Origin of the sequence: Vibrio fortis (genome assembly GCF_024347475.1) — a bacterium.
GTDB classification, from domain to species: domain Bacteria; phylum Pseudomonadota; class Gammaproteobacteria; order Enterobacterales; family Vibrionaceae; genus Vibrio; species Vibrio fortis.
On record NZ_AP025487.1, the window covers coordinates 2,125,727 to 2,147,104 of the forward strand.

The window sequence follows — 21,378 nt, forward strand, 5'->3', positions numbered from 1 at the left end:
TAAAAAAACCTCGCGACTATGCGAGGTTTTGATAAGACTTGATAAAGCGTTTCGAAAGGATAAATTACCCAATAATCGCTCTAACCGCTTCAAGGTCTTCAGGTGTATCAACACCTGCGGCAGGCGCTTCTGCAGCGATATCGACGTGGATTTTTTCGCCGTACCAAAGTACGCGCAGCTGCTCTAAGCACTCTATACGCTCAAGTGTGCTTGGTTCCCAATTTATATAGGTGTTAATAAAACCTGCGCGGTAGGCGTAAATGCCAATATGTCTTAACAGTGGCAATTCTGCACTGGTTCCATTATTAGCGTATGCATCGCGATCCCAAGGAATCGTGGCGCGGCTAAAGTACAGTGCATAACCATCTTTGTCTGTTACAACTTTAACAGCGTTAGGGTTAAACACTTCATCAACGTGAGTGATCTCCACACCTAAGGTTGCCATTGGCGCTTGGCTGCCAGCGAGGTTATTCGCTACCTGGTTGATAATACTTGGTGGAATCAAAGGTTCATCGCCTTGCACATTTACAATGATGTGATCATCCGGGATGTTCATCACTTCAATCACTTCAGCTAGGCGCTCAGTGCCTGACTCATGCTTGGGAGAAGTCATACAGACCTCTGCACCAAATGCTTTGGCTGCTTTTTCAACTCGAGAATCGTCTGTTGCGATAATCACTTTATCGGCACCAGCTTTCACAGATTGTTCGTAAACCCATTGAATCATAGGCTTACCGCCAATATCGGCTAAAGGTTTCCCTGGCAAACGGCTCGATTGGTAACGAGCTGGGATGACAACCGTAAATGACATTATTTGCCCTCGTCCATTGAGATTGTGCGAGCCTCTGGCTCAAGAAGCACAGGAATACCCTCTTTAATTGGGTATGCAAGGCGATCAAGTTTACAAATCAGTTCTTGCTTATCTTTATCAAAAGTTAATTTACCTTTACAAACAGGGCAAGCAACGATTTCAAGTAGACGGTGATCCATAGTATTCCATAACCTCTTTAATTTTTTGCATAACTTTGTTTTGTGATGCTTGGTCAAATTGCGCTGAGACAGGTAGATACCACCAGTTTTCTTGCGCATAACTTTCACATTTCACAGCATCTTTTTCTGTCATTATGATGTTCTCGCCCTTTCCAGCAAGAGCGAACAGTTCATCTTGTTCAAAATCTTTGTGATCAGCGAAGCCTTGAGTATGAATGACATCAGCACCAAGGTCTTCTAGTGTTTTGAAAAAACGTGGGGGGTGGCCGATTCCCGCAAACGCAACTAGTTTTGTCAGAGTTTCTAATGCGATTTTTTCCCCAGTCTTTAAGTTAACTACTTGGCTAGGTACTAATGACATCGCAATTTCATTAGGTTCAGGCTTCCCACCATTTGCCACGATGAAATCAACCTCACCTAGGCGTGATACCGGTTCGCGCAGCGGTCCCAGTGGAATGGCTTGTTGGTTACCAAAGCGGCGTGCTCCATCGACAACTGCAAACTCGATATCTCTTTCTAAAGCATAGTGTTGAAGGCCATCATCTGTGACAATAACGTCCACGTTAGAATCCAGCAGTGCTTTAACTGCATTGGCTCTAACCGGATCCACAGCAACAGGAGCTCCTGTTCTTTTCATAATCAAACGAGGTTCATCACCACAATGAGCTGCTGGCGTCTCTTCAGTTACGACAAGAGGATAACTAGGCGCTTTTGCACCATAGCCACGTGACACCACACCTGGCGTATATCCTTGGGATTGCAGCATCTCGACGAGCCAAACAACAACGGGCGTTTTGCCATTGCCACCAGCCGTAATATTCCCAACGACAATCACCGGCACTGGTGCTCGGTAACTTGGCTTACTGCCTTGTTGATATGCTTGGCGACGTCTTTTACTGACAAGACTAAACACCAGACTCAATGGCCACAACAGTGGCCAAAGTAGGTATTTTAAAGGATGATTTTCAAACCAAATCTTTTCGACCACGACGAACTCGCCCCTTACTCACCAAACTGAATGCGGTGAAGTTGAGCATAGGCCCCATCATGCTGAATGAGCTCAGCGTGGGCGCCTCGTTCGACAATATGGCCATCATCTACAACCAAAATTTCATCGGCTTGCTCAATCGTCGATAAGCGGTGCGCAATCACAAGAACGGTCTTATCTTTTTGTAGTTCGTCCAAAGCAGATTGAATTGCACGCTCAGATTCGGTATCTAGAGCTGAAGTTGCCTCATCAAGAATCAGTACAGGGGCATCTCTCAGCAGTGCTCGAGCGATAGCCAAGCGTTGACGCTGACCACCAGATAAACTTGCACCATTTTCACCAATGACCGTATCGAAACCATTCTCCATGCCTTCGATAAACTCCGTCGCATGAGCCAGTTTTGCTGCATGTTCAATCTGTTCACGTGTGTACTCTTCTTCTGCAGCATACGCGATGTTGTTAGCCACAGTGTCATTGAACAAATGTACATTTTGCGAAACTAAAGCAAAATGCTGGCGAAGGTTTCTCAATTCGTAGTCACGGATATCATGACCATCGAGCTCAATCGTACCCGAGTCGACATCATAGAAACGGGTGAAAAGGTTAGCAATAGTACTTTTACCCGAGCCTGAACGCCCGACTAATGCTAATGTTTTACCTTTTGGAATAGAAAAACTTACATTCTCTAGCGCGGGGCTGTCTGCTCCTTGATATGTAAATGTAATGTCTTTTACCTCAACCTCACCTTTAACTGTTTGAGGTTTTAGTGTTCCTGTGTCTTTCTCAGTTTCTAAATCCATTAATTCAAATAACGTTTGGCTTGCCGCCATACCTCGTTGGAATTGAGATGTAACGTTTGTCAGTGCTTTGAGTGGACGCATTAAACCAAACATCGCAGAAAAAACTACGGTAAAAGTACCAGGAGTCAGTTCCGCCTTAATTGAATCAACACTGGCTAGAAATAGAACCACGACAATGGCAACCGACGCTATCATCTGAATAATTGGGTTAGCCGCGGCTTGTGCCGTCACCAACTTCATCGTCTGCTGGCGCATTTGATTACTAACAGTGTCAAAACGCTCTTTTTCCACTTCTTGACCACCGTAAGTCAATACGACTTTGTGACCTTTCAGCATCTGCTCTGAAGAAGATGTTACATGCCCCATACTGGTCTGCATGTTCTTCGATATTTTTCTAAATCGCTTAGAAACAACGCTAATTGCCCAAGCAACAATAGGAGCTACCGCAAACAATACCAGTGAAAGCTGCCAGCTATTCCAGAACATCAATACCAATAAACCAATGATGCTTGCGCCTTCACGAACAATACTGACCAGTGCTTTGCTAGTTGCAGCAGACACCTGCTCTGAGTCGTAAGTAATACGCGATAAAAGTGCGCCAGTCTGCTCTTTATCAAAGAACGATACTGGCATATGCATGAAATGATTGAATATCTTGCGGCGAATTTGCATCACGACATTGCCAGAGACCCAACTCAAACAATAGGTAGATACAAAACCACTGACGCCACGAATAAACATCATAGCGAAAATAATAAGTGGGAGGGTTCGTAAGAAGTCAGATTCTGCACTACCAAAACCTTCATCGAGTAGTGGTTTCAACAACGAGATCATATAAGTATCAGAAATCGCGTTGATAATCAGAGCAACCACCGCTACTGCTAAGCCTGACTTATAAAGTCGAATATAGACCCAAAGTCGCTTAAAGGTTGCCCAGGTACTCTCATCTTTTTCTATAGACATGGAATCGCTTAATTTTTCTCACAATAATCTATCTATTCTACTCCCTTCCTGAGCATCTGCCTATACCATGGCTGTGCTCTATCTTGTCTAATCGAATGATAATTCCAGTCTTTGGCTCCAACCCTGATGCTAATTTGACCACTTTCGCCTGTATCTAACCATTTCGCATTAATCGACTGATATCTATCAACTACCTCTCTATTGGGCATTCCCCAACGATTGCCCTTTGCTAATGAAGCAATCGCCAACGTGGGAGAAACCGCTGCAATAAAGCGGCGACTTGACGAGGTTTTGCTACCGTGATGTGGGACAAGCATGGCGTCACTTTTTAGAGCTGAACCTTTTCTCGACAACATCCATTCACTGACTAGCTCGATGTCCCCTGTAAGCAGCATAGAAAATTGACTTCGCGGATCAAATAGACGCACAACGCACGAATGTGGGTTATAAGCTCGCTTTGTCAGTTTTGGCGGCCAAAGGACGTTAAATTTCAAACCTTGCCAATACCAACTATCACCTGCGATACAAGTATGCACTGTAGACTGAGCCTGTTCACTTAACCATTGGCTACTTCGCACCCAAAATCCCGACTCTAACTTGATGAGATCATGTAATCCTCCTGCATGGTCGGAGTCTAAGTGGCTGAGTATGACACCATCAATCGCCGGGTTAGCTCTTTGTTGTAACAGCGGTAATAACGTAGAAGTGACAACAGACCCACCTTGCCAATTATTACCCAAATCATAAAGAAGAGTACGTTCATCTTTCTCGATAATTACCGCTAGTCCATGTCCAACATCTAATACATCAACTTGCCATTCTTGGGTGGTATTTCCAGGTCCTACTTCACGAATACTAACCAGCACAAGCAGTAATATACTCACCCAAGGTTTAAAATAGCGATAAATGAACAGACTAATGAATACTGCGAGACTCACCCATTGAGCCACCTGCATATCAAGCTCCCACCAAAATGGTTTAGACCAAGCAGATGATACCGAGATAACCTCTAGTAAAGCGTTAATCACCTCCCATAAAACCTTTATCTTCTCTGATACAAAGATGTGTACAAATAAGGCTAGAAATAGCATCGGCATCACGAGAAACGTTACCCAAGGCAACATCAACAAGTTATAAAAAACTGAAACAGCGCTTAAGCCTTGGTAGTAATAAAGAGTCATAGGTAGCAACAAGAGAGTAAGTACACACTGAACTTTAACGGCCATGATTAGCTTTCCGATAAAGCGAGTATGAGAATGTTCAGAACTCGACATTGCAACTGCATAAAGAACGGCTGCTAATGAGCCAAAAGAGAGCCAGAAACTTCCAGTAAGTGTCGAGTATGGCCAGATAACGAGAACAATACAGATACTCAACAAGATAAAATTCAGACTGTTGATACTCCTTCCTTGCCAAACAAAGTAACTCCCCAAACAACACATCACTAATGCCCTTATCGTTGGTAATGTAAAGCCAGAGAACCAACTATAAACAAACGCGATAACTAAGCCTGATACAAAAGGAGCCCAAGTCATGGGTGGAATCAGACATCGTATGCTGCGCCCTAACTGATAACCGATGCCAAAGGCCATACCGATATGTAGACCGGAAATCGCGACTAAATGAATCAAGCCGCTGCTTTTAAGCTCAGACCATCTTTGTTGTGAGATAAAGTCACGATAGCCAAAAGTTAACGCGACGATTAAATCTCGATTGGATAGTGAATTGAGGTTTCGCGTAACTTGGTCAAACCAAATCGCTCTCCAAGAGGAAGTCGATTGAATGCGGTAGCGCGTACCGGGCAGGTAGGAAGCATGAGCGACTATTTTTTGACTAAAAGAGTATGTCTCTAAATCAAAACCAGCCTCATTGAGCTTACCTAAAATAGGTTTCACCCTAACGCTCAGCTCAATTTTTTCGCCCTGAGTAACTCGAAAAGGCGTGAACAACCTTGTCTTTACCCATTGCCACTTGGCTAATTTATCGCCGTTAATTGATCTAACTACAATTACGCTTTCATAACCTCGGCTATTTTCACTAAAAAGGCTAACAACCGATGCATTTATGGTAATATCCTGCCCGGACTTAAAGAGTACAGTTGTTTGCTGTTTTACCAAACCACTGACTATTAAAACCATAATCACCCCGCAGAGAACACCTCTAAAAGGTTGGGAAACGCTATACTTGGTTGATGCTATAAAAACTAGCACTATCACCCAAGCCCAGTTCCAATGGGGCATGACAGGCCACAGGCTTGCTGACATTAATGTCAAAGAAAAAGACAATAAAAACCAAGTATTAAACAAAAGAGTTACTTCCTATATGCCAAGAAAGTTTATTAAGCGTTTTATGCCTGACCATGAGCTCATCAAGCGTCAGAAAGCATTAAAAGTTTTTGGCAACGTGCTATATAACCCAAATTTATGGTGCTTAAACCGACGCTCTGCCGCAGGTGCATTTGCCGTTGGCTTATTCATGGCCTTTGTTCCACTGCCAAGCCAGATGATTATGTCTGCAGGTCTTGCTGTTATGTGTGGCGTTAATCTGCCGCTGGCTGTTGCATTAGTGTGGGTGAGTAACCCAGTGACTATGCCCGTCCTGTTTTATTTTGCTTACAAAGTCGGTGCATTCGTCATGCATGTACCACCTCAACCGTTCCACTTTGAACTTTCTTGGGACTTCATTCTTGCTCAAATGAGCACCATCGGGCCTCCATTCCTACTTGGCTGCCTAATCTGTGGCATCGTTTCCGCAATGATCGGTTATTTCGGAATCCGCGGATTGTGGCGATATTCAGTTGTGAGAAGTTGGAAGAAGAGACAGGTTAGGTAGAAACAAGATTGTCACGACAACCTTCGCTTCATTAGTAGTCAACGAGTGTAAGCCGAGCGGCTAGACAAGAATTAAAACTCTGTTGCATGCACTTTCACAAATAGTGCTTAGCAACAAATAAAGAAAACAAAAAAGGATCCCAATCGGGATCTTTTTTATGTCATTGATAAGTCACTATTTGGAGCTTAATACCGCTGCCGGATTTAACTTCGCAGCGCGAGAGGCCGGGTATAAGGTCGCCAATAGACTCAAAACTATCGCAGTGCCAGACACCACAAATACATCAACCATATCCAGCTGTGAAGGCAAGAAATCCACAAAGTAAATGTTGCCAGACAGAAACTGGTGATCAATCAGTGCCTCTAATCCTTTAATCAAGTGCGTAAGATTGAGCGCCACCAATACACCAATCACGCTGCCAACTAAGCTACCTAGCACACCAGAGAACGCGCCCTGCCAAACAAAGATACGTTTAACCAACCCATCGGAAGCGCCCATGGTTCTTAAAATGGCAATCTCTGATGCTCTGTCTTTCACTGCCATCATGAGTGTCGAAACAATATTGAAACAGGCGACGCCAATGACTAGCACCATAACCAGGTACATGATAGTGCGTACTAACTGAATATCACGGTACAAGAAGCCATATTTTTGTTGCCAACTTCTCAGGTATACATACACATCCAACTGGTTACCAACTTCGCGCACAATGTTATTCGCATTTAGAACATCGTTGACCTTAAGTGAAACGCCAGTCACAGCATCACCCAATTTGGCATAGCTTTGCGCATCCTTTAATGGCACAAGGGCTAAGTTATGGTCAATCTGCCCATTAAGGGTCAATAATCCCGCCACTTTTACTCGAACACGCTTTGGTGCCTGAACCTTAACGGACCCATTCGCTGTTGGAATCATCAAGGTTAAATAGTCTCCTACTTTAGCCCCAATCGTGTCCGCTACACCCGAGCCAAGAATGACTTTTTGCTCACCGCTGTTAAATGATTGCCAGACTGACTCATCAATGAAATTTCCAAGGCTCGATACCTGTGATTCAAGCTCTGGATCGATACCACGAACTTCAATCGCCTTAAGTTCTTTGCCACGCTCTGCTAGAGCCGTAATTTTTACGTAAGGTGCGGCAGCCAAAACCTTTTCATGGCTAACAGATTCATCAATGACATGCTGCCAGCGCTCAATCGGTTCATTCACGCCTTCGAATTCACCGTGTGAGATAACAGAAAGCACTCGAGACTCAAGCTCACGCTCAAAGCCATTCATCGCCGACAGACCAATGATGATCACCGCAACGCCAACCGCAATCCCCACGGTTGAAGAGAGAGAAATAAAGGAGACCATTTTGTCGCGCTGCTTAGCACGGCTAAATCGTCCACCAATCAGAAGAGATAGAGAGGCAAACACTAATTCACCTCCTCATTTACATCCACTAACAACCCATCTTGCATATGTAGCTGGCGATCCATTTTCGCGGCTAGCTCACCATCGTGAGTCACGACCAAAAAGGCCGTATTGTATTCACGATTAAGCTCTCGCATCAGATCGTAAATTGAGAGTGCTGTTGCATGATCTAAGTTACCTGTCGGTTCATCCGCCAACACCAAAGAAGGCTTGTTAACCAGAGCTCGCGCAATAGCAACACGTTGTCTTTCACCACCGGACAATTCCGATGGACGATGATCAATTCGGTGACTTAACCCAACCTTATCTAATAGTGCCGCCGCCTCTTTTTTTGCTTGGTTCGATGTCACACCACCGATGAGCAGAGGCATGGCGACGTTTTCTAATGCTGAAAAATCTGCAAGTAAATGGTGGAACTGATAGACAAAGCCTAAATGCTGGTTGCGTAACTTAGCCTGCTTATTCGAGCTAAGTGCCGCGAGATCCTGCTCTAAAAAGTGCACACTTCCTGATGACGCATCGTCCAATGCACCCAAGATATGTAGCAAGGTACTTTTGCCCGAACCCGAGGTTCCGATGATCGACACTAACTCGCCCTGCTCGATATCAAAGCTCACGCCTTTTAACACTTCAGTATCGAGTGAGCCTTCGCGATATGTTTTACGGATGTCACGACATTGAAGAAAATTACTCATAACGAAGAGCCTCAGCAGGTTTAACAGAAGATGCGCGATAAGATGGGAATACCGTCGCTATTAGACTAAGTGCGATCGCCAAAACAACCACCACGACAATTTGAATAGGGTTAATCAAGATTGGCAAACTGCCACCAAACGAAAACAGGGCAACACCCATGACTTCTAGAACAGTATTAAGGTTCATTGCCAATACAACGCCCAAGATGCCACCAGAGAGCGCACCAATAACACCACTACTCGCCCCTTGAACCATGAATATTCCCATCACTTGTCCATCAGACATACCCTGTGTTTTAAGAATCGCCACTTCAGACTGCTTCTCCATTACCACCATAATCAACGCTGAGATAATGTTGAAAGCTGCCACTCCGATGATCAAGCCAAGCATCAAGCCCATCATGTTTTTTTCCATACGAACGGCTTGGAATAACTCACCACGTTGGTCACGCCAATCACTCCATGCCCAGCCTTCAGGTAAAGGTTGCTCAGCCAGTTCTGCGACAATAAATGGGTCTTCAAAAAACAGTCTCCAACCTGAGATGGTATCCGACTTGAAACGCATCAAGCGACCAGCATCTTCAATGTGAGTCACCATTAATTGACCATCAATATCTGAGCCGGTATTAAAAATACCTGCAACAGTAAAATTACGCTGACTTGGAATGCGACCCAAGGGTGTATATTGGCTCGCTGACGTCACCATTAGGCGAACTTTATCACCCAAAGAAACTTTGAGGTTGCGCGCCAATGTATGACCTAGAAATAATTGATACTCGCCTGCCTTCAATGAAGACAAACGTCCGGCAATAAGGTGATTTTGCAATGGATCATCAGAAGCGGGTTCAATGCCAATCAGTAAACCCGCGGCCAATTGTGCAGAGCTTTGAATCACAGCTTCACTGCGAACTAAAGGCTCGACATGCCCGTTCAACGATAATTGTTGAGCGAAGGCTGGAGGCGTGTCAGTGAGCTGTGTCTTCGCGTCACTTTCATAAACGACCGCTTGAGGTAAGACACCAAGGATACGGTCTTTGAGCTGCGCTTCGAATCCATTCATTACTGACAAAACAGTAACCAACGACAAGACACCTATTGTGATTCCAGCCGTTGACATATAAGAGACAAAACGGCTAAAGCGATCCCCATAACGGCCTTTTAGATAACGTAGACCGATAAACATTGAAATAGGATGAAACATACTTTGAACCATCGAGTAGAGTTGCGGGTTAATGTAACGGGAATTACTTTCAGTGTGTAGGGGGCAAGTGCAAATATAGAGTGAATTCACCGAATTAGTCGACGATGACACCTTACAAAGCATCATTTTCGCTTCAAAAACAAACTATTTGCTACTTTGCCAATACCAACCTTGATTACTGTAGCCACATAGCGATAATCAATAGATCACTTCAAGGAACCAAAGCATGACAGAGCAAGAATTTTTCACCGTCCACCATAGTCTTACTGCCAACATCGAGCCGATGGCTGAAGATTTTGTTCTCCCGTCGCCTATCCAGTTCGAATCAGAGATTCCAGCACCGTTTGTCGTCGCAAGTGAATTCAGCCAACTTGATCTAATGGCAGACAGCGCGCGTAAAGAGTTGAAAAACAGCGACCTCAAAAACGTTATCAGTTTGCTTGATGCTCAAAACTCTAAGCTTAACTTACTACTCAGCTTTATGCTCTCTCAACAAGACCAAGCTGAGCATCGAACACACACTTACAGCTTTGGTGCGAGTCAGTTTTCTTGCTTTACTCGCTCTGATATCACTCAGGGGAGATACGTCAAAGCGAAACTGTTCCTTGAGCACCCAGCCGCGGCTGTGTATTGCTACGCTCAAGTAAGCAGTTCAACACCAAGAGACGGCGGATTTGAAGTCCTATTTAAATATGCGCATCTGCGCGACACTGACCAAGATCTATTGATTAAAGCAGCCTTGCATCAACAACAAAAACTGCTTCGTCAACGTTCACTCGATCGAGATAACAAGTAAATCCCATGACCGATACATCGATTTTTACTCTACCGACGCCAAGCGGCGCAGGGGACAAAAAACATTTAGGTAATCTTATTGGCTCGTCCTTAGCAGCCTCTATTGCCGGTTTAGCTGAACAGCACAACAGTCATACATTACTCGCCGTTCCGGATCCTCAAATTGCACTCAAATTACAATCAGAGATCGAGCAATTTACTCAGCACTCCGTCAATCTGTTTCCTGATTGGGAAACACTGCCATACGACAGCTTCTCTCCTCACCAAGAGATCATTTCGGACCGTATCGCCCACCTGTATGCGTTGCCTACTCTAAAAACGGGTATCACGATTGTACCAATTAGCACGCTACTGCAACGTCAGTCTCCGAGAGAGTTTCTGCTCCAACATACCCTGATGGTCAAAACGGGCGACCTTTACTCATTAGAGAAACTGCGCCTACAGCTTGAAAAATCTGGCTACCGTTATGTTGACCAAGTATTTGGACCAGGTGAATACGCCAGCCGAGGTTCAATCTTAGATTTGTTTCCAATGGGCAGCAAAGACCCTTATCGTATCGACTTTTTCGATGATGAAATCGATACTATTCGCACCTTTGATCCTGAAAATCAGCGCTCAATCGCCGATATTGATGAGATTCGCCTTCTTCCTGCTCATGAGTTTCCAACATCGGATTCGGCTATCGAAGACTTCCGTATTCGCTGGCGTCAGCAATTTGAAGCACGCCGCGAACCTGAATCTGTGTATATGCAAGTCTCTAAGGGTACGTGGCCTGCAGGTATCGAATATTGGCAACCGCTCTTCTTCGATCAAACAGAAACCTTGTTTGACTATGTCGCTGACGACACACAAATCTTAGCATTAGGAGATATTGAACAAGCCGTCGATACTTTCCTAACTGATGTAGAACATCGCTATGAACAGCGCGGTGTCGATCCATTGCGCCCATTGTTATCGCCTGACCAACTTTGGTTGAAAAAAGACGAGCTATTTGGTCACTTTAAACAAAAGGCTCAAGTTGTACTGAGCCTTGATAGCCTAGAGGAAAAATCGGGACGTACTAACCTGCCCGTCTCAGCACTGCCTGATCTTAGTGTCCAGCATCAGAATAAAGAGCCGCTGGCTAACTTGCGCAAGTTCACCGAATCATTCTCCGGAAAAATTGTATTCTCAGTAGAGTCTCAAGGTCGACGAGAAGCATTGTGCGAACTACTGCAAGGCATCAAAATCCGCCCTGTCGAAGTCGAGACCTTGCAAAAGTCACTGTTGGAGAAAGACAAGTTCAACCTTGTTCTCGGCTCTTCAGAACATGGCTTCATCGATACTCAGCGTGAGCTTGCCTTCATTTGTGAGAGTGACCTTCTTGGTGACCGCGTAATTCAACGCCGCAAGAAAGACAAAAAGAGCGTTAATAGCGATACAGTCATTCGCCACCTTGCTGAGTTAAAACCGGGGCAGCCAGTGGTTCACATTGACCACGGTATTGGCCGTTATATTGGCTTACAAACTCTCGAAGCCGGTGGCATGAAAACCGAATACGTGACACTTGAGTATCAAAACGATGCCAAGCTTTATGTACCAGTTGCTTCACTAAATCTTATCGGCCGTTATTCAGGCGGCGCAGAAGAAACAGCACCTCTGCACAAATTAGGTGGTGAAGCATGGCAGAAAGCGCGTAAACGTGCCGCAGAGAAAGTCCGAGACGTCGCAGCCGAACTGCTTGATGTCTATGCCAAGCGTGAACTAAAACCGGGTTATAAATTTGTCTTAGACCGCGGTCAATACGCCACCTTCAAATCAGGTTTTCCATTTGAAGAGACAGACGACCAATCTATGGCGATTAACGCCGTCTTGTCTGATATGTGCCAACCAAAAGCAATGGATAGGCTGGTCTGTGGTGACGTAGGTTTTGGTAAAACAGAAGTTGCTATGCGCGCCGCATTTGTCTGTACCGATAACGAAAAACAAGTCGCGGTACTGGTACCCACTACCCTACTTGCACAACAGCACTTCGAAAACTTCAGAGATCGATTCGCCAACCTGCCGATTCGCGTCGAAGTACTGTCTCGCTTTAAGTCAGCGAAAGAGCAAAAACAGATCCTAGCCGACGTTGCAGAGGGCAAAGTTGATATTGTGGTGGGCACGCACAAACTGCTTTCAAGTGATATCAAATTCCACGACCTTGGCCTACTCATCGTCGATGAAGAGCATCGCTTCGGCGTTCGACAAAAAGAGAAAGTCAAAGCGATGCGTGCTGACGTAGACATCCTGACACTAACCGCAACCCCAATTCCAAGAACATTGAATATGGCAATGAGCGGCATGCGTGATCTTTCGATCATCGCTACACCACCAGCTCGTCGATTAGCGATTAAGACCTTTGTTCGCCAAAGTGATGACGCGGTGGTCAGAGAAGCGGTACTGCGTGAAATCATGCGTGGTGGTCAGGTCTACTTCTTGCACAATCAAGTCGATACCATCGAAAAGACCGCAGAATCGCTACAGAAGTTGATTCCTGAAGCTCGCGTTACGGTGGCTCATGGTCAGATGCGCGAACGCGAATTGGAACGCATCATGAATGATTTCTACCACCAGCGTTTTAACCTGCTGGTGTGTACAACCATCATCGAAACCGGTATCGACGTACCAACCGCTAACACCATTTTAATGGACAGAGCCGACAATCTAGGTTTGGCACAGCTACACCAACTGCGTGGTCGTGTGGGTCGTTCACACCACCAAGCGTATGCGTACCTTCTAACGCCTCATCCAAAAGCCATGACTAAAGATGCAATCAAACGTCTTGATGCCATCGCTTCACTCGAAGATCTTGGTGCTGGCTTTACACTAGCGACTCACGATTTAGAGATTCGTGGTGCTGGTGAACTTCTCGGCGATGAGCAGAGTGGTCAAATCCAATCGGTTGGCTTTAGCTTGTACATGGAGATGTTAGAGCAAGCGGTTGAAGCGCTTAAGGAGGGTAAAGAACCTTCGCTTGATGATCTTCTGCGAGAGCAAACAGAGATTGAAATGCGTCTACCTGCGCTGCTTCCAGATGACTATATTCCAGACATCAATACTCGCTTGTCGACATACAAGCGCATCGCTAGCGTGGCCAACAATGATGAACTGGCAGAGCTGAAAGTAGAGCTTATCGATCGCTTCGGTGTACTGCCTGACGCAACCAAGAACTTACTGTCAGTCTCTGAACTGAAACTGGCGGCGGCGGCCATCAAAGCGAAGAAAATTGAAGCCCATGATAAAGGTGGTTTCTTAGAATTCTACCCAGACGCTGACATAAACCCTGCGTACCTTGTTAAACTATTGCAATCTCAACCGCAAAAGTTTTCAATGGAAGGGCCAACTAAGTTCAAGTTTACGGTACCATTGGTAGACAGACGGAAGCGAATTCAATTTGTCGGTGACCTTTTGGGTGAATTTAGACAAAACTTGCTGCCTGCAAGCTAATTCCACTCTTTTTCACTGAGCATTTAATTTATCCAGCCGGCGTTCCGGCTGGGATACGGAGTAAAAATGAAACGACTGATCCCACTACTACTATTGTTGGTCTCTATGCCAAGTTTGGCACAAAGACAATTTGATATAGAAGTGATCATTTTCAAGCGTGCTGTTGATGCTGAACAGGTCAATGAATCATGGCCAAACAGCCTTCCTGAAATTTCTCTTGAGCGTGCTGGCTCTTTCCAAAACTCTCAGTTTCGAGCTCAAAAAGGCGTCCAGATGCTGCCTTACTCTGCGTATGAGCTGAATGATGAGAAAGAAAAGCTGCGCAAACATGCTGGTTTTGATGTGTTAATGCATACTGCTTGGCGTCAAGGTGACGAAGGCCGTAATGCTGCACCAGTGTTCCGTATTCAAGCGGGTAAAGATTACTCTAAATCTTTTAACGCCGATGGTTCAGAAAAGAGTGCTGTCGCCACAACCAATGCCGAAGGCATTAAAGAAGAGACTATTGATAAGCCTCTATATGAACTGGATGGTAAGCTGCAAATCTACGTTCAGCACTATCTATACGCAGAGACAACTCTTGATCTAAAAGCGCCAAGTGTTCGAGAAGTCACACTTCAAGAGCAGCAGATCGAACTAGACTCGCCAGTCAGTGGTGCCGATAGTACTATTCAAGTAGGCAATTTGACCGAAATCTCTCCAACCGTAAAAGTTGAAGAGTTTCTGAAAAGCTACCGTATGGACCAGAAGCGTCGCATGCGCAGTACCGAAACACACTACCTAGATCACCCGCTATTAGGCATGATCATTCAGGTTCGTCGAGTTGCACAGTAACCAAAGCTGTCAATAAGCTACACTTAATATGCTATCGATACGCCCTCCTAGTGAGGGCGTTTTGTTATTAGGAGGGCGATATGAGTCCCGATTTTCACATAGTGACCCGCAACTTAGTCCTCAGGATCATAGAAGAGTCTGATGCGCCCGAGTTTACTCAGTGTATCCAACAATCACCGAGCCTATTTCGTTGGGTTGATTGGTGCCACGCAGAGTATTCACAACAAGAGGCAGAAAAGTTTATCCTTGCCACTCGACTCAACTGGGTCAAAGCCGATGCATTCGGTTTTGGAGTATTTGATCGAGAAAGTGACAGATTAATGGGGATGGTAGCAATCAACGAGCTCTACCACACCTTCAACATGGCAAGCTTAGGCTATTGGGTCGCAGATAAATATCAAAGACGCGGCATCGCAAAGGAGGCTATGTTAGCGCTGTTCGAGTTCTGTTTTTCTCAACTCAAACTCACTCGCCTTGAGATTGTCTGTGACCTCGAAAACTTGCCAAGCCAACACCTCATCGAAGCATGCGGTGCAGAACGTGAAACCATCGCTCGAAATCGGTTTATCTTCAATGGCAAACCCAAAGATGGAGTGGTATACGCGGTGCTTCCCCCTGGGTATTAAATGTCCTTCCACCACGTCTCTTTCTAACCAAGCCGCACCTGATGCGGCTTTTTTGTTTTTAAAACAAACAACTAGGTATGAGATTGACTTCTTTTTCTCATTTTTCTTCCCATAATTCTCAGAGTTAAGTATACTGTATATATATACAGGTATTTAACTATGCATGAACTGATCAAAAATCTACAAGACCGCCAGCTTATTTGGAAAGGTCTGCAGCCTAGTACACAAGGGCAAACTCACTCAACAGGATACCCAGAGCTCGATAATCAGCTAAATGGGGGCTTTCCTACGCACGGTGTCATAGAGGTCGAATCTCCGTCAGGCTTAGGAGAGATCCGTTTATTAACGCCTTACTTATCGCAACAAAATGCCCAACGCCTCGCTGTATTCATCAATCCTCCCGGCCATGTTTGTGGCGAGTATTTTGATGCTCAAGGGTTATCTCTTAATAACATTCTTGTGATTACTCCAAAGAGCGATATCGAAGCGTTATGGGCTGCTGAACAGTGCCTAAAAAGTGGCGCCTGCTACTCTGTGCTGTTATGGGGAACTGAACTGGAGATCCATCAGACAAAACGCCTACAAGCAGCTAGTGAAACCGGTCGGTGCTTACAGTTCCACTTTAAAGACAGTAACCATAATCAGCTCTCCCTACCCGTGTCACTCAGCATGAAACTATCGCCGTATCATCTTGGTTTGAAAGTTGAGGTCATTAAACGCAAAGGCAGTTGGTCTTACGGCAGTTTAGTCATTAACATGCAGCAGCATTGGCCACTTTTAACTGAGCAAACATCGGCAGAGTTAAATGACAATTCGACCGTTGTCCCTTTTCCAATTGCGAGACAAGGGTGATCTATGTTGTGGCTCTACCTTCACTTTCCATCATTGCAACTGGATAGTTTGTTCAGTGGTGAGAAACAAGATGAACACCCGCTGATCATTGTTGATGAAAAAACACATAAGGTTATTCAAGCCAATGGTTTAGCTTTAGATTCAGGAATCACACTAGGTATGGGGCTAGCTTCGGCTGCTGCTCTCAATCACCAACTCCAAGTTCTTCCCTATCGTGCTGAACTTGAAGAAAACCGACTTAAAGAGATCGCACACTGGGCCTACCTAGTGACCTCTGATATGGCACTTCTGCCGCCTAATGGGCTTTTAATTAAAACGTCGAATATGTTGTCGCTCTATGACGGACTTGCTAACTACTGGAAAACGTTACAACTGCACCTTTCTACGTTAAATGTCCAATTCCATTTTGCTACTGGTTATTCACCACTCGCGGCTATTTTACTTGGAAAACAATCTCTTGATTTAATCACAAGCGACACAGAGGCAATGAAGCATCATGTTCAGCAACAAGAGTTAACCAGTACTGAATTGCCGCTTAAGCAAATAGAGCGTCTACAGCGTGTTGGGATGGATACGGTTGGTGACCTAATAAAACTGCCGATCCAAGATGTTGCACGCCGATTTGATATTGACCTAGTGAACTATGTTGGGCGTCTAAATGGGCAATTTAAGCACCCTATCGACTTCTATCACCCACCAGAAAAGTTCGAGCAATACCTTGAGTTACTGTTTGATATCGAGAACTTGCAATTCATTGAGAAACCGCTGGCTAAATTACTCAAACAACTCGAAGCCTTTTTAAAGCTCCGAGACCGGGTCGCGTTCGAAATCAAACTCACTCTGCATCTACGAGACTGTGAGGACCACTGTGTGCCTTTTTTCTCTGCACAAGGAGACTATCTAGCCACTAAATGGGCACAACTGACTCATCTCAGCCTAGAGTCTGTCACCATAAATGCTCCGGTGCAGGGCTTAACCTTATCCTTAATTCGTCATGGAGAGCCTCAAACGACCTACCATGACCTATTTGATGGCAATACAGGGACGCTCGCATCCTTAGATCTGCTGTCACTCTTGCAAGCTAAACTCGGGCAAGCCGCGATTCATTCGCCTTTAACCCATCAAGATCCAAGGCCGGAGAAAGCCAATCAATACTCACTGCCGAACTTAGCATCTCAGACCAAGAATAGAGAGCGTTCAACTAAGGCACCTGCATTACCACAAAATCGCTTACGGCCGAGCATTTTATTGCCAACGCCGGAGCCATTAACGACACCTGTTACTTTATCTCAAGGCCCTGAGCGTATTGTTTCTGGATGGTGGGATGGCGAAAAAGTCATTCGAGACTATTTCATCGCGCGTTGCGAATCCGGGCGCTGGTTATGGGTGTTCCGCACACCAAACAAAGCATGGTTCATCCATGGGTTATTTAGTTAATCGACTTCAGTAATGAATCAACTAGGTGTCACGCATAGGTTCGCTGTCGGCGATGACCAACCACCGTTTATACACTTTCATTAGGAACTTAATACGCTATGGCACAGCACTACTCTGAACTCTTTTGTCAAAGCAATTACTCTTTCTTAGAGGGAGCATCCCATGCTGAAGAACTGGTCCTCCAAGCAGATTTCCTACGTTACAACGCATTGGCGATCACCGACGAGTGCTCGGTTGCGGGTATCGTGAAAGTGCACGCTGCAATAAAAGAGCACCAGCTAACGCTCAAACAAATTGTCGGCAGTATGTTTTGGCTAAACCAAGAGTGTCAATTGTTGTTGCTATGCCCAAACCGACAAGCTTACGCTGAACTATGTCGTATCATTACCAATGCACGTAGACGCAGTAACAAAGGACACTATCAACTCTCTGAGTGGGATATCATGTCAGCGAAGCACTGTTTGGTGATATGGCTCCCCCAGCAAACAGCTCAAGACAACCACTGGGGCAACTGGCTCAATCAACATCACTCTGGCCGACTTTGGATCGGAGTTCAACGTCATCTCAAGCAAGGCGATCAAGAGTATGTATCTCATTGCTCTGCGCTTGCTCATCATCTTCAACTTCCAATCACCGCCTGCGGTGGCGTATTGATGCACAATGCCAATCGCCTGCCATTACAGCACTCACTCACGGCGATAAAACATCAATGCTCGGTACCCGAAGTTGGCAGTCACTTACTGGCGAATGCCGAACGGTGTTTACGCAGCATGAATAAGCTCAGCCATATATTCCAAAAATCATGGTTGGATGAGAGCAACCATATCGCGAGCCTGTGCGAGTTTGATCTTGATAGCTTACGCTATGAATATCCAAGTGAACTGATCCCTGCAGGACAAACACCAAATCAATATCTCAGAAATTTAGTTGAACAAGGGAAGAAAAATCGTTTCCCTGATGGGATCCCCCTAGATATTGAACAGATCATAGAAAAGGAGTTGAGCTTAATTGAAGAACTCGATTACCCATTCTTTTTCTTAACCATTCACGACATTGTCATGTTCGCCAAACAGAAAGGCATTCTTTACCAAGGCAGAGGCTCTGCTGCTAACTCTGTTGTGTGTTACTGCCTTGAGATCACCTCTGTCGACCCACGTCAGATATCCGTACTTTTTGAGCGCTTCATCAGTAAAGAACGCAACGAGCCACCTGATATTGATGTGGACTTTGAGCATGAACGTCGTGAAGAAGTTATCCAATACATCTACCAAAAGTATGGTCGAGAGCGCGCAGCCTTAGCAGCAACGGTGATCTCTTATCGTTTTAAAAGTGCAGTAAGAGATGTTGGCAAAGCACTAGGGCTACAAGAGGCACAACTGGATTACTTCATCAAAAACACCAATCGTCGAGATAAACATCAAGGCTGGCTGGCACAACTGACACAACTTGGTCTACAGCCTGATTCTCTTAAAGGAAAGCAGTTCATCCATTTGGTCGATGAGATCATTGGCTTCCCGCGTCACTTATCTCAACATGTGGGCGGCTTTGTGATCTCTTCAGGACCACTTTACGAGCTTGTTCCTGTAGAAAATGCCGCTATGCAAGAGCGTACGATTATTCAATGGGATAAGGACGATTTAGAGGCGCTTGGGTTACTCAAGGTCGATGTATTAGCCCTCGGTATGCTATCCGCGATCCGTAAATGTTTTACCATGATCCAGCAGCACTATGGGCGATCCCTCTCCATTGCAGAGATCACTCGTTTACAAGACGATCCCAATGTCTACGGCATGATTCAGAGAGCAGATACGGTCGGTATCTTCCAGATCGAATCCCGAGCGCAAATGAGTATGCTGCCACGTCTAAGACCAAGAAGTTATTACGACTTGGTGATTCAGATCGCCATCGTACGCCCAGGACCAATCCAAGGTGATATGGTGCACCCGTTTTTGAAACGAAGAAATGGACAAGAGCCCATCGACTACCCATCTTCCGAGGTTGAATCAGTACTATCTCGCACATTAGGTGTTCCTATTTTTCAAGAACAGGTGATTAAGCTCGCGATGGTTGCCGCCGGATTTACTGGCGGTGAGGCAGACCAACTGCGACGTGCCATGGCGGCTTGGAAAAAGCACGGTAATGTATTTAAGTTCAAATCTAAACTGATTGATGGCATGCAAAGTCGCGGCTACGACATCACCTTTGCCGAGCAGATCTTTAAACAGATTTGTGGCTTTGGTGAGTATGGTTTTCCCGAGAGCCACTCGGCATCTTTTGCCGTACTCGCGTATTGCTCAGCATGGTTAAAATACTATTATCCCGAATGTTTCTATGCCTCATTACTGAATAGCCAACCTATGGGCTTCTACAGCCCATCACAACTAGTACAAGATGCACAGAGACACGGCGTCAAAGTACTTCCGGTGTGCGTTAACGCTTCACAACGAGACCATACCGTCGCCAACAAAGCGAATAAATTAGCCATTCGACTAGGGTTGAGACAGGTCAAAGGTTTAAGTGAACAAGCGATGGAGAGCTTAGTAGCTAATCGACCTTACCAAGGTTATAGCCACCCCAATCAAATCACTCAACTCTCAATCAATCGTAGAGATATTGAGCTATTGGCTTCAGCGAATGCGATGCACAGTGTATCCGGCGATCGCTTTCAAACTCGCTGGGCTTTAATGGATTCCGCCTCTGAACTGCCACTTTTTAGAGATGTTTACGAATCATCTCAACCACTGCGCCAACCCAATGCAACACAAGATCTACTGGAAGATTTTACCAGTACTGGTATCTCTCTCAATCAACATCCAATAACCTTGCTTGAGCAAGCGAATAAATTGGGTCGCTTTACTCACATGCAAGATCTTAAGCATCAACGAGATAAATCTATGGTGACGGTTGTGGGTGTCGTGACGGGAAAACAGTCTCCCGGAACCGCAGCTGGCGTCACCTTTTTTACTCTAGAAGACAGTACTGGAAACATTAATGTGGTGGTATGGAAAGCCACTGCACGCAGCCAACAACAAGCCTACCTCACCGCAAAGATATTAAAAGTGAAAGGGATTATCGAGAAGGAAGGCGATGTCCTTCATGTGATTGCAGGTAAACTTATCGACCTGACTGATGAATTGACTGGATTAAAAACAAAATCGCGAGAGTTTCACTAACGAGAGGTGGTTTCTCAGTGAGAGACCATCTTTAAGAAATAGAAAAGGGAGGCAATTAGCCTCCCTCAATTCTAATACGTTGAATTAAACTTCAACATCAGCTTCCGTACGTCTTTTCTTAAATTCCCTATACAGTAATAAACTCAAAGTCATAACGACTTTAGACGTTAACCATATCATTAAGAGGGATTACCTTAGATTGTGCATGAAAAGTTACGTTAGTTGGTACATATTCGATATGCTCAAATATGCACCAAGAATATAGCAAACGTTTTCCGTAAAATCATCTAAAAATTACCGTACGATGA

16 protein-coding genes are annotated in these 21,378 nt (G+C 45.1%); 8 read left to right on the forward strand and 8 right to left on the reverse strand.

Going from position 1 to position 21,378, the window contains the following annotated elements:
- Positions 1-64: 64 nt before the first annotated feature.
- The 5 genes from kdsB to OCV50_RS09200 are packed head-to-tail and all read right to left on the reverse strand — an operon-like array spanning position 65 to position 6,047.
- Complete coding sequence (gene kdsB, locus OCV50_RS09180; protein WP_261902860.1) at positions 65-811, reverse strand: 3-deoxy-manno-octulosonate cytidylyltransferase; 747 nt, start codon at positions 809-811, stop codon at positions 65-67.
- Entirely contained in the window at positions 811-990 is a 180-nt protein-coding gene (locus OCV50_RS09185; protein WP_032552063.1) for a Trm112 family protein, read from the reverse strand. Before OCV50_RS09185 ends, kdsB begins: the two co-directional genes overlap by 1 nt.
- Positions 971-1,978 (reverse strand): tetraacyldisaccharide 4'-kinase, encoded by a 1,008-nt coding sequence (gene lpxK / locus OCV50_RS09190; RefSeq protein WP_261902861.1) that lies wholly within the window; start codon positions 1,976-1,978, stop codon positions 971-973. Before lpxK ends, OCV50_RS09185 begins: the two co-directional genes overlap by 20 nt.
- A 14-nt stretch (positions 1,979-1,992) precedes the next feature.
- Complete coding sequence (gene msbA / locus OCV50_RS09195; RefSeq protein WP_261902862.1) at positions 1,993-3,741, reverse strand: lipid A ABC transporter ATP-binding protein/permease MsbA; 1,749 nt, start codon at positions 3,739-3,741, stop codon at positions 1,993-1,995.
- 32 nt (positions 3,742-3,773) lie between these two features.
- Positions 3,774-6,047 (reverse strand): DNA internalization-related competence protein ComEC/Rec2, encoded by a 2,274-nt coding sequence (locus tag OCV50_RS09200; RefSeq protein ID WP_261902863.1) that lies wholly within the window; start codon positions 6,045-6,047, stop codon positions 3,774-3,776.
- 16 nt (positions 6,048-6,063) lie between these two features.
- Here OCV50_RS09200 and OCV50_RS09205 point away from each other — a divergent pair, with 16 nt between their 5' ends.
- A complete protein-coding gene (locus OCV50_RS09205) occupies positions 6,064-6,573 on the forward strand; it encodes a DUF2062 domain-containing protein (protein WP_032552060.1) in 510 nt (169 codons plus the stop codon).
- 174 nt (positions 6,574-6,747) lie between these two features.
- On the opposite strand, the gene lolE is transcribed toward OCV50_RS09205, so the two are convergent.
- From lolE to lolC, 3 genes are read right to left on the reverse strand one after another with little or no spacing between them, the layout of a single operon-like run.
- Positions 6,748-7,992 carry a lipoprotein-releasing ABC transporter permease subunit LolE gene (lolE, locus tag OCV50_RS09210; RefSeq protein WP_261902864.1) on the reverse strand — a complete coding sequence of 415 codons (1,245 nt, stop codon included), beginning with the start codon at positions 7,990-7,992 and terminating at the stop codon, positions 6,748-6,750.
- Positions 7,992-8,684 carry a lipoprotein-releasing ABC transporter ATP-binding protein LolD gene (gene lolD / locus OCV50_RS09215; protein WP_261902865.1) on the reverse strand — a complete coding sequence of 231 codons (693 nt, stop codon included), beginning with the start codon at positions 8,682-8,684 and terminating at the stop codon, positions 7,992-7,994. Before lolD ends, lolE begins: the two co-directional genes overlap by 1 nt.
- Positions 8,677-9,885: a lipoprotein-releasing ABC transporter permease subunit LolC gene (gene lolC / locus OCV50_RS09220; protein WP_261902866.1), complete on the reverse strand. Its 1,209-nt coding sequence runs from the start codon at positions 9,883-9,885 to the stop codon at positions 8,677-8,679. The genes lolD and lolC overlap by 8 nt, the downstream gene beginning before the upstream one ends.
- A gap of 226 nt (positions 9,886-10,111) precedes the next feature.
- On the opposite strand from lolC, the gene OCV50_RS09225 reads away from it, so the two are divergent.
- From OCV50_RS09225 to OCV50_RS09255, 7 genes are all read left to right on the forward strand, one after another.
- Positions 10,112-10,681 (forward strand): PilZ domain-containing protein, encoded by a 570-nt coding sequence (locus tag OCV50_RS09225; protein WP_261902867.1) that lies wholly within the window; start codon positions 10,112-10,114, stop codon positions 10,679-10,681.
- A 5-nt stretch (positions 10,682-10,686) separates the two neighbouring features.
- Positions 10,687-14,148, forward strand: coding sequence for a transcription-repair coupling factor (gene mfd / locus OCV50_RS09230; RefSeq protein WP_261902868.1), 3,462 nt, complete (start codon positions 10,687-10,689; stop codon positions 14,146-14,148).
- A gap of 66 nt (positions 14,149-14,214) precedes the next feature.
- A complete protein-coding gene (locus tag OCV50_RS09235) occupies positions 14,215-14,982 on the forward strand; it encodes a peptidoglycan binding protein CsiV (protein ID WP_261902869.1) in 768 nt (255 codons plus the stop codon).
- An 80-nt stretch (positions 14,983-15,062) separates the two neighbouring features.
- Positions 15,063-15,608, forward strand: a complete 546-nt coding sequence (locus tag OCV50_RS09240; protein ID WP_261902870.1) for a GNAT family N-acetyltransferase — start codon at positions 15,063-15,065, stop codon at positions 15,606-15,608.
- A gap of 159 nt (positions 15,609-15,767) precedes the next feature.
- Positions 15,768-16,460, forward strand: coding sequence for a translesion DNA synthesis-associated protein ImuA (gene imuA, locus OCV50_RS09245; RefSeq protein WP_261902871.1), 693 nt, complete (start codon positions 15,768-15,770; stop codon positions 16,458-16,460).
- 3 nt (positions 16,461-16,463) lie between these two features.
- Complete coding sequence (locus tag OCV50_RS09250; RefSeq protein WP_261902872.1) at positions 16,464-17,897, forward strand: Y-family DNA polymerase; 1,434 nt, start codon at positions 16,464-16,466, stop codon at positions 17,895-17,897.
- A gap of 98 nt (positions 17,898-17,995) precedes the next feature.
- The gene (locus OCV50_RS09255) at positions 17,996-21,070 is read left to right on the forward strand and encodes an error-prone DNA polymerase (protein ID WP_261902873.1); all 3,075 of its coding nucleotides are present in this window, start codon (positions 17,996-17,998) and stop codon (positions 21,068-21,070) included.
- The last annotated feature ends 308 nt before the right edge of the window (positions 21,071-21,378 follow it).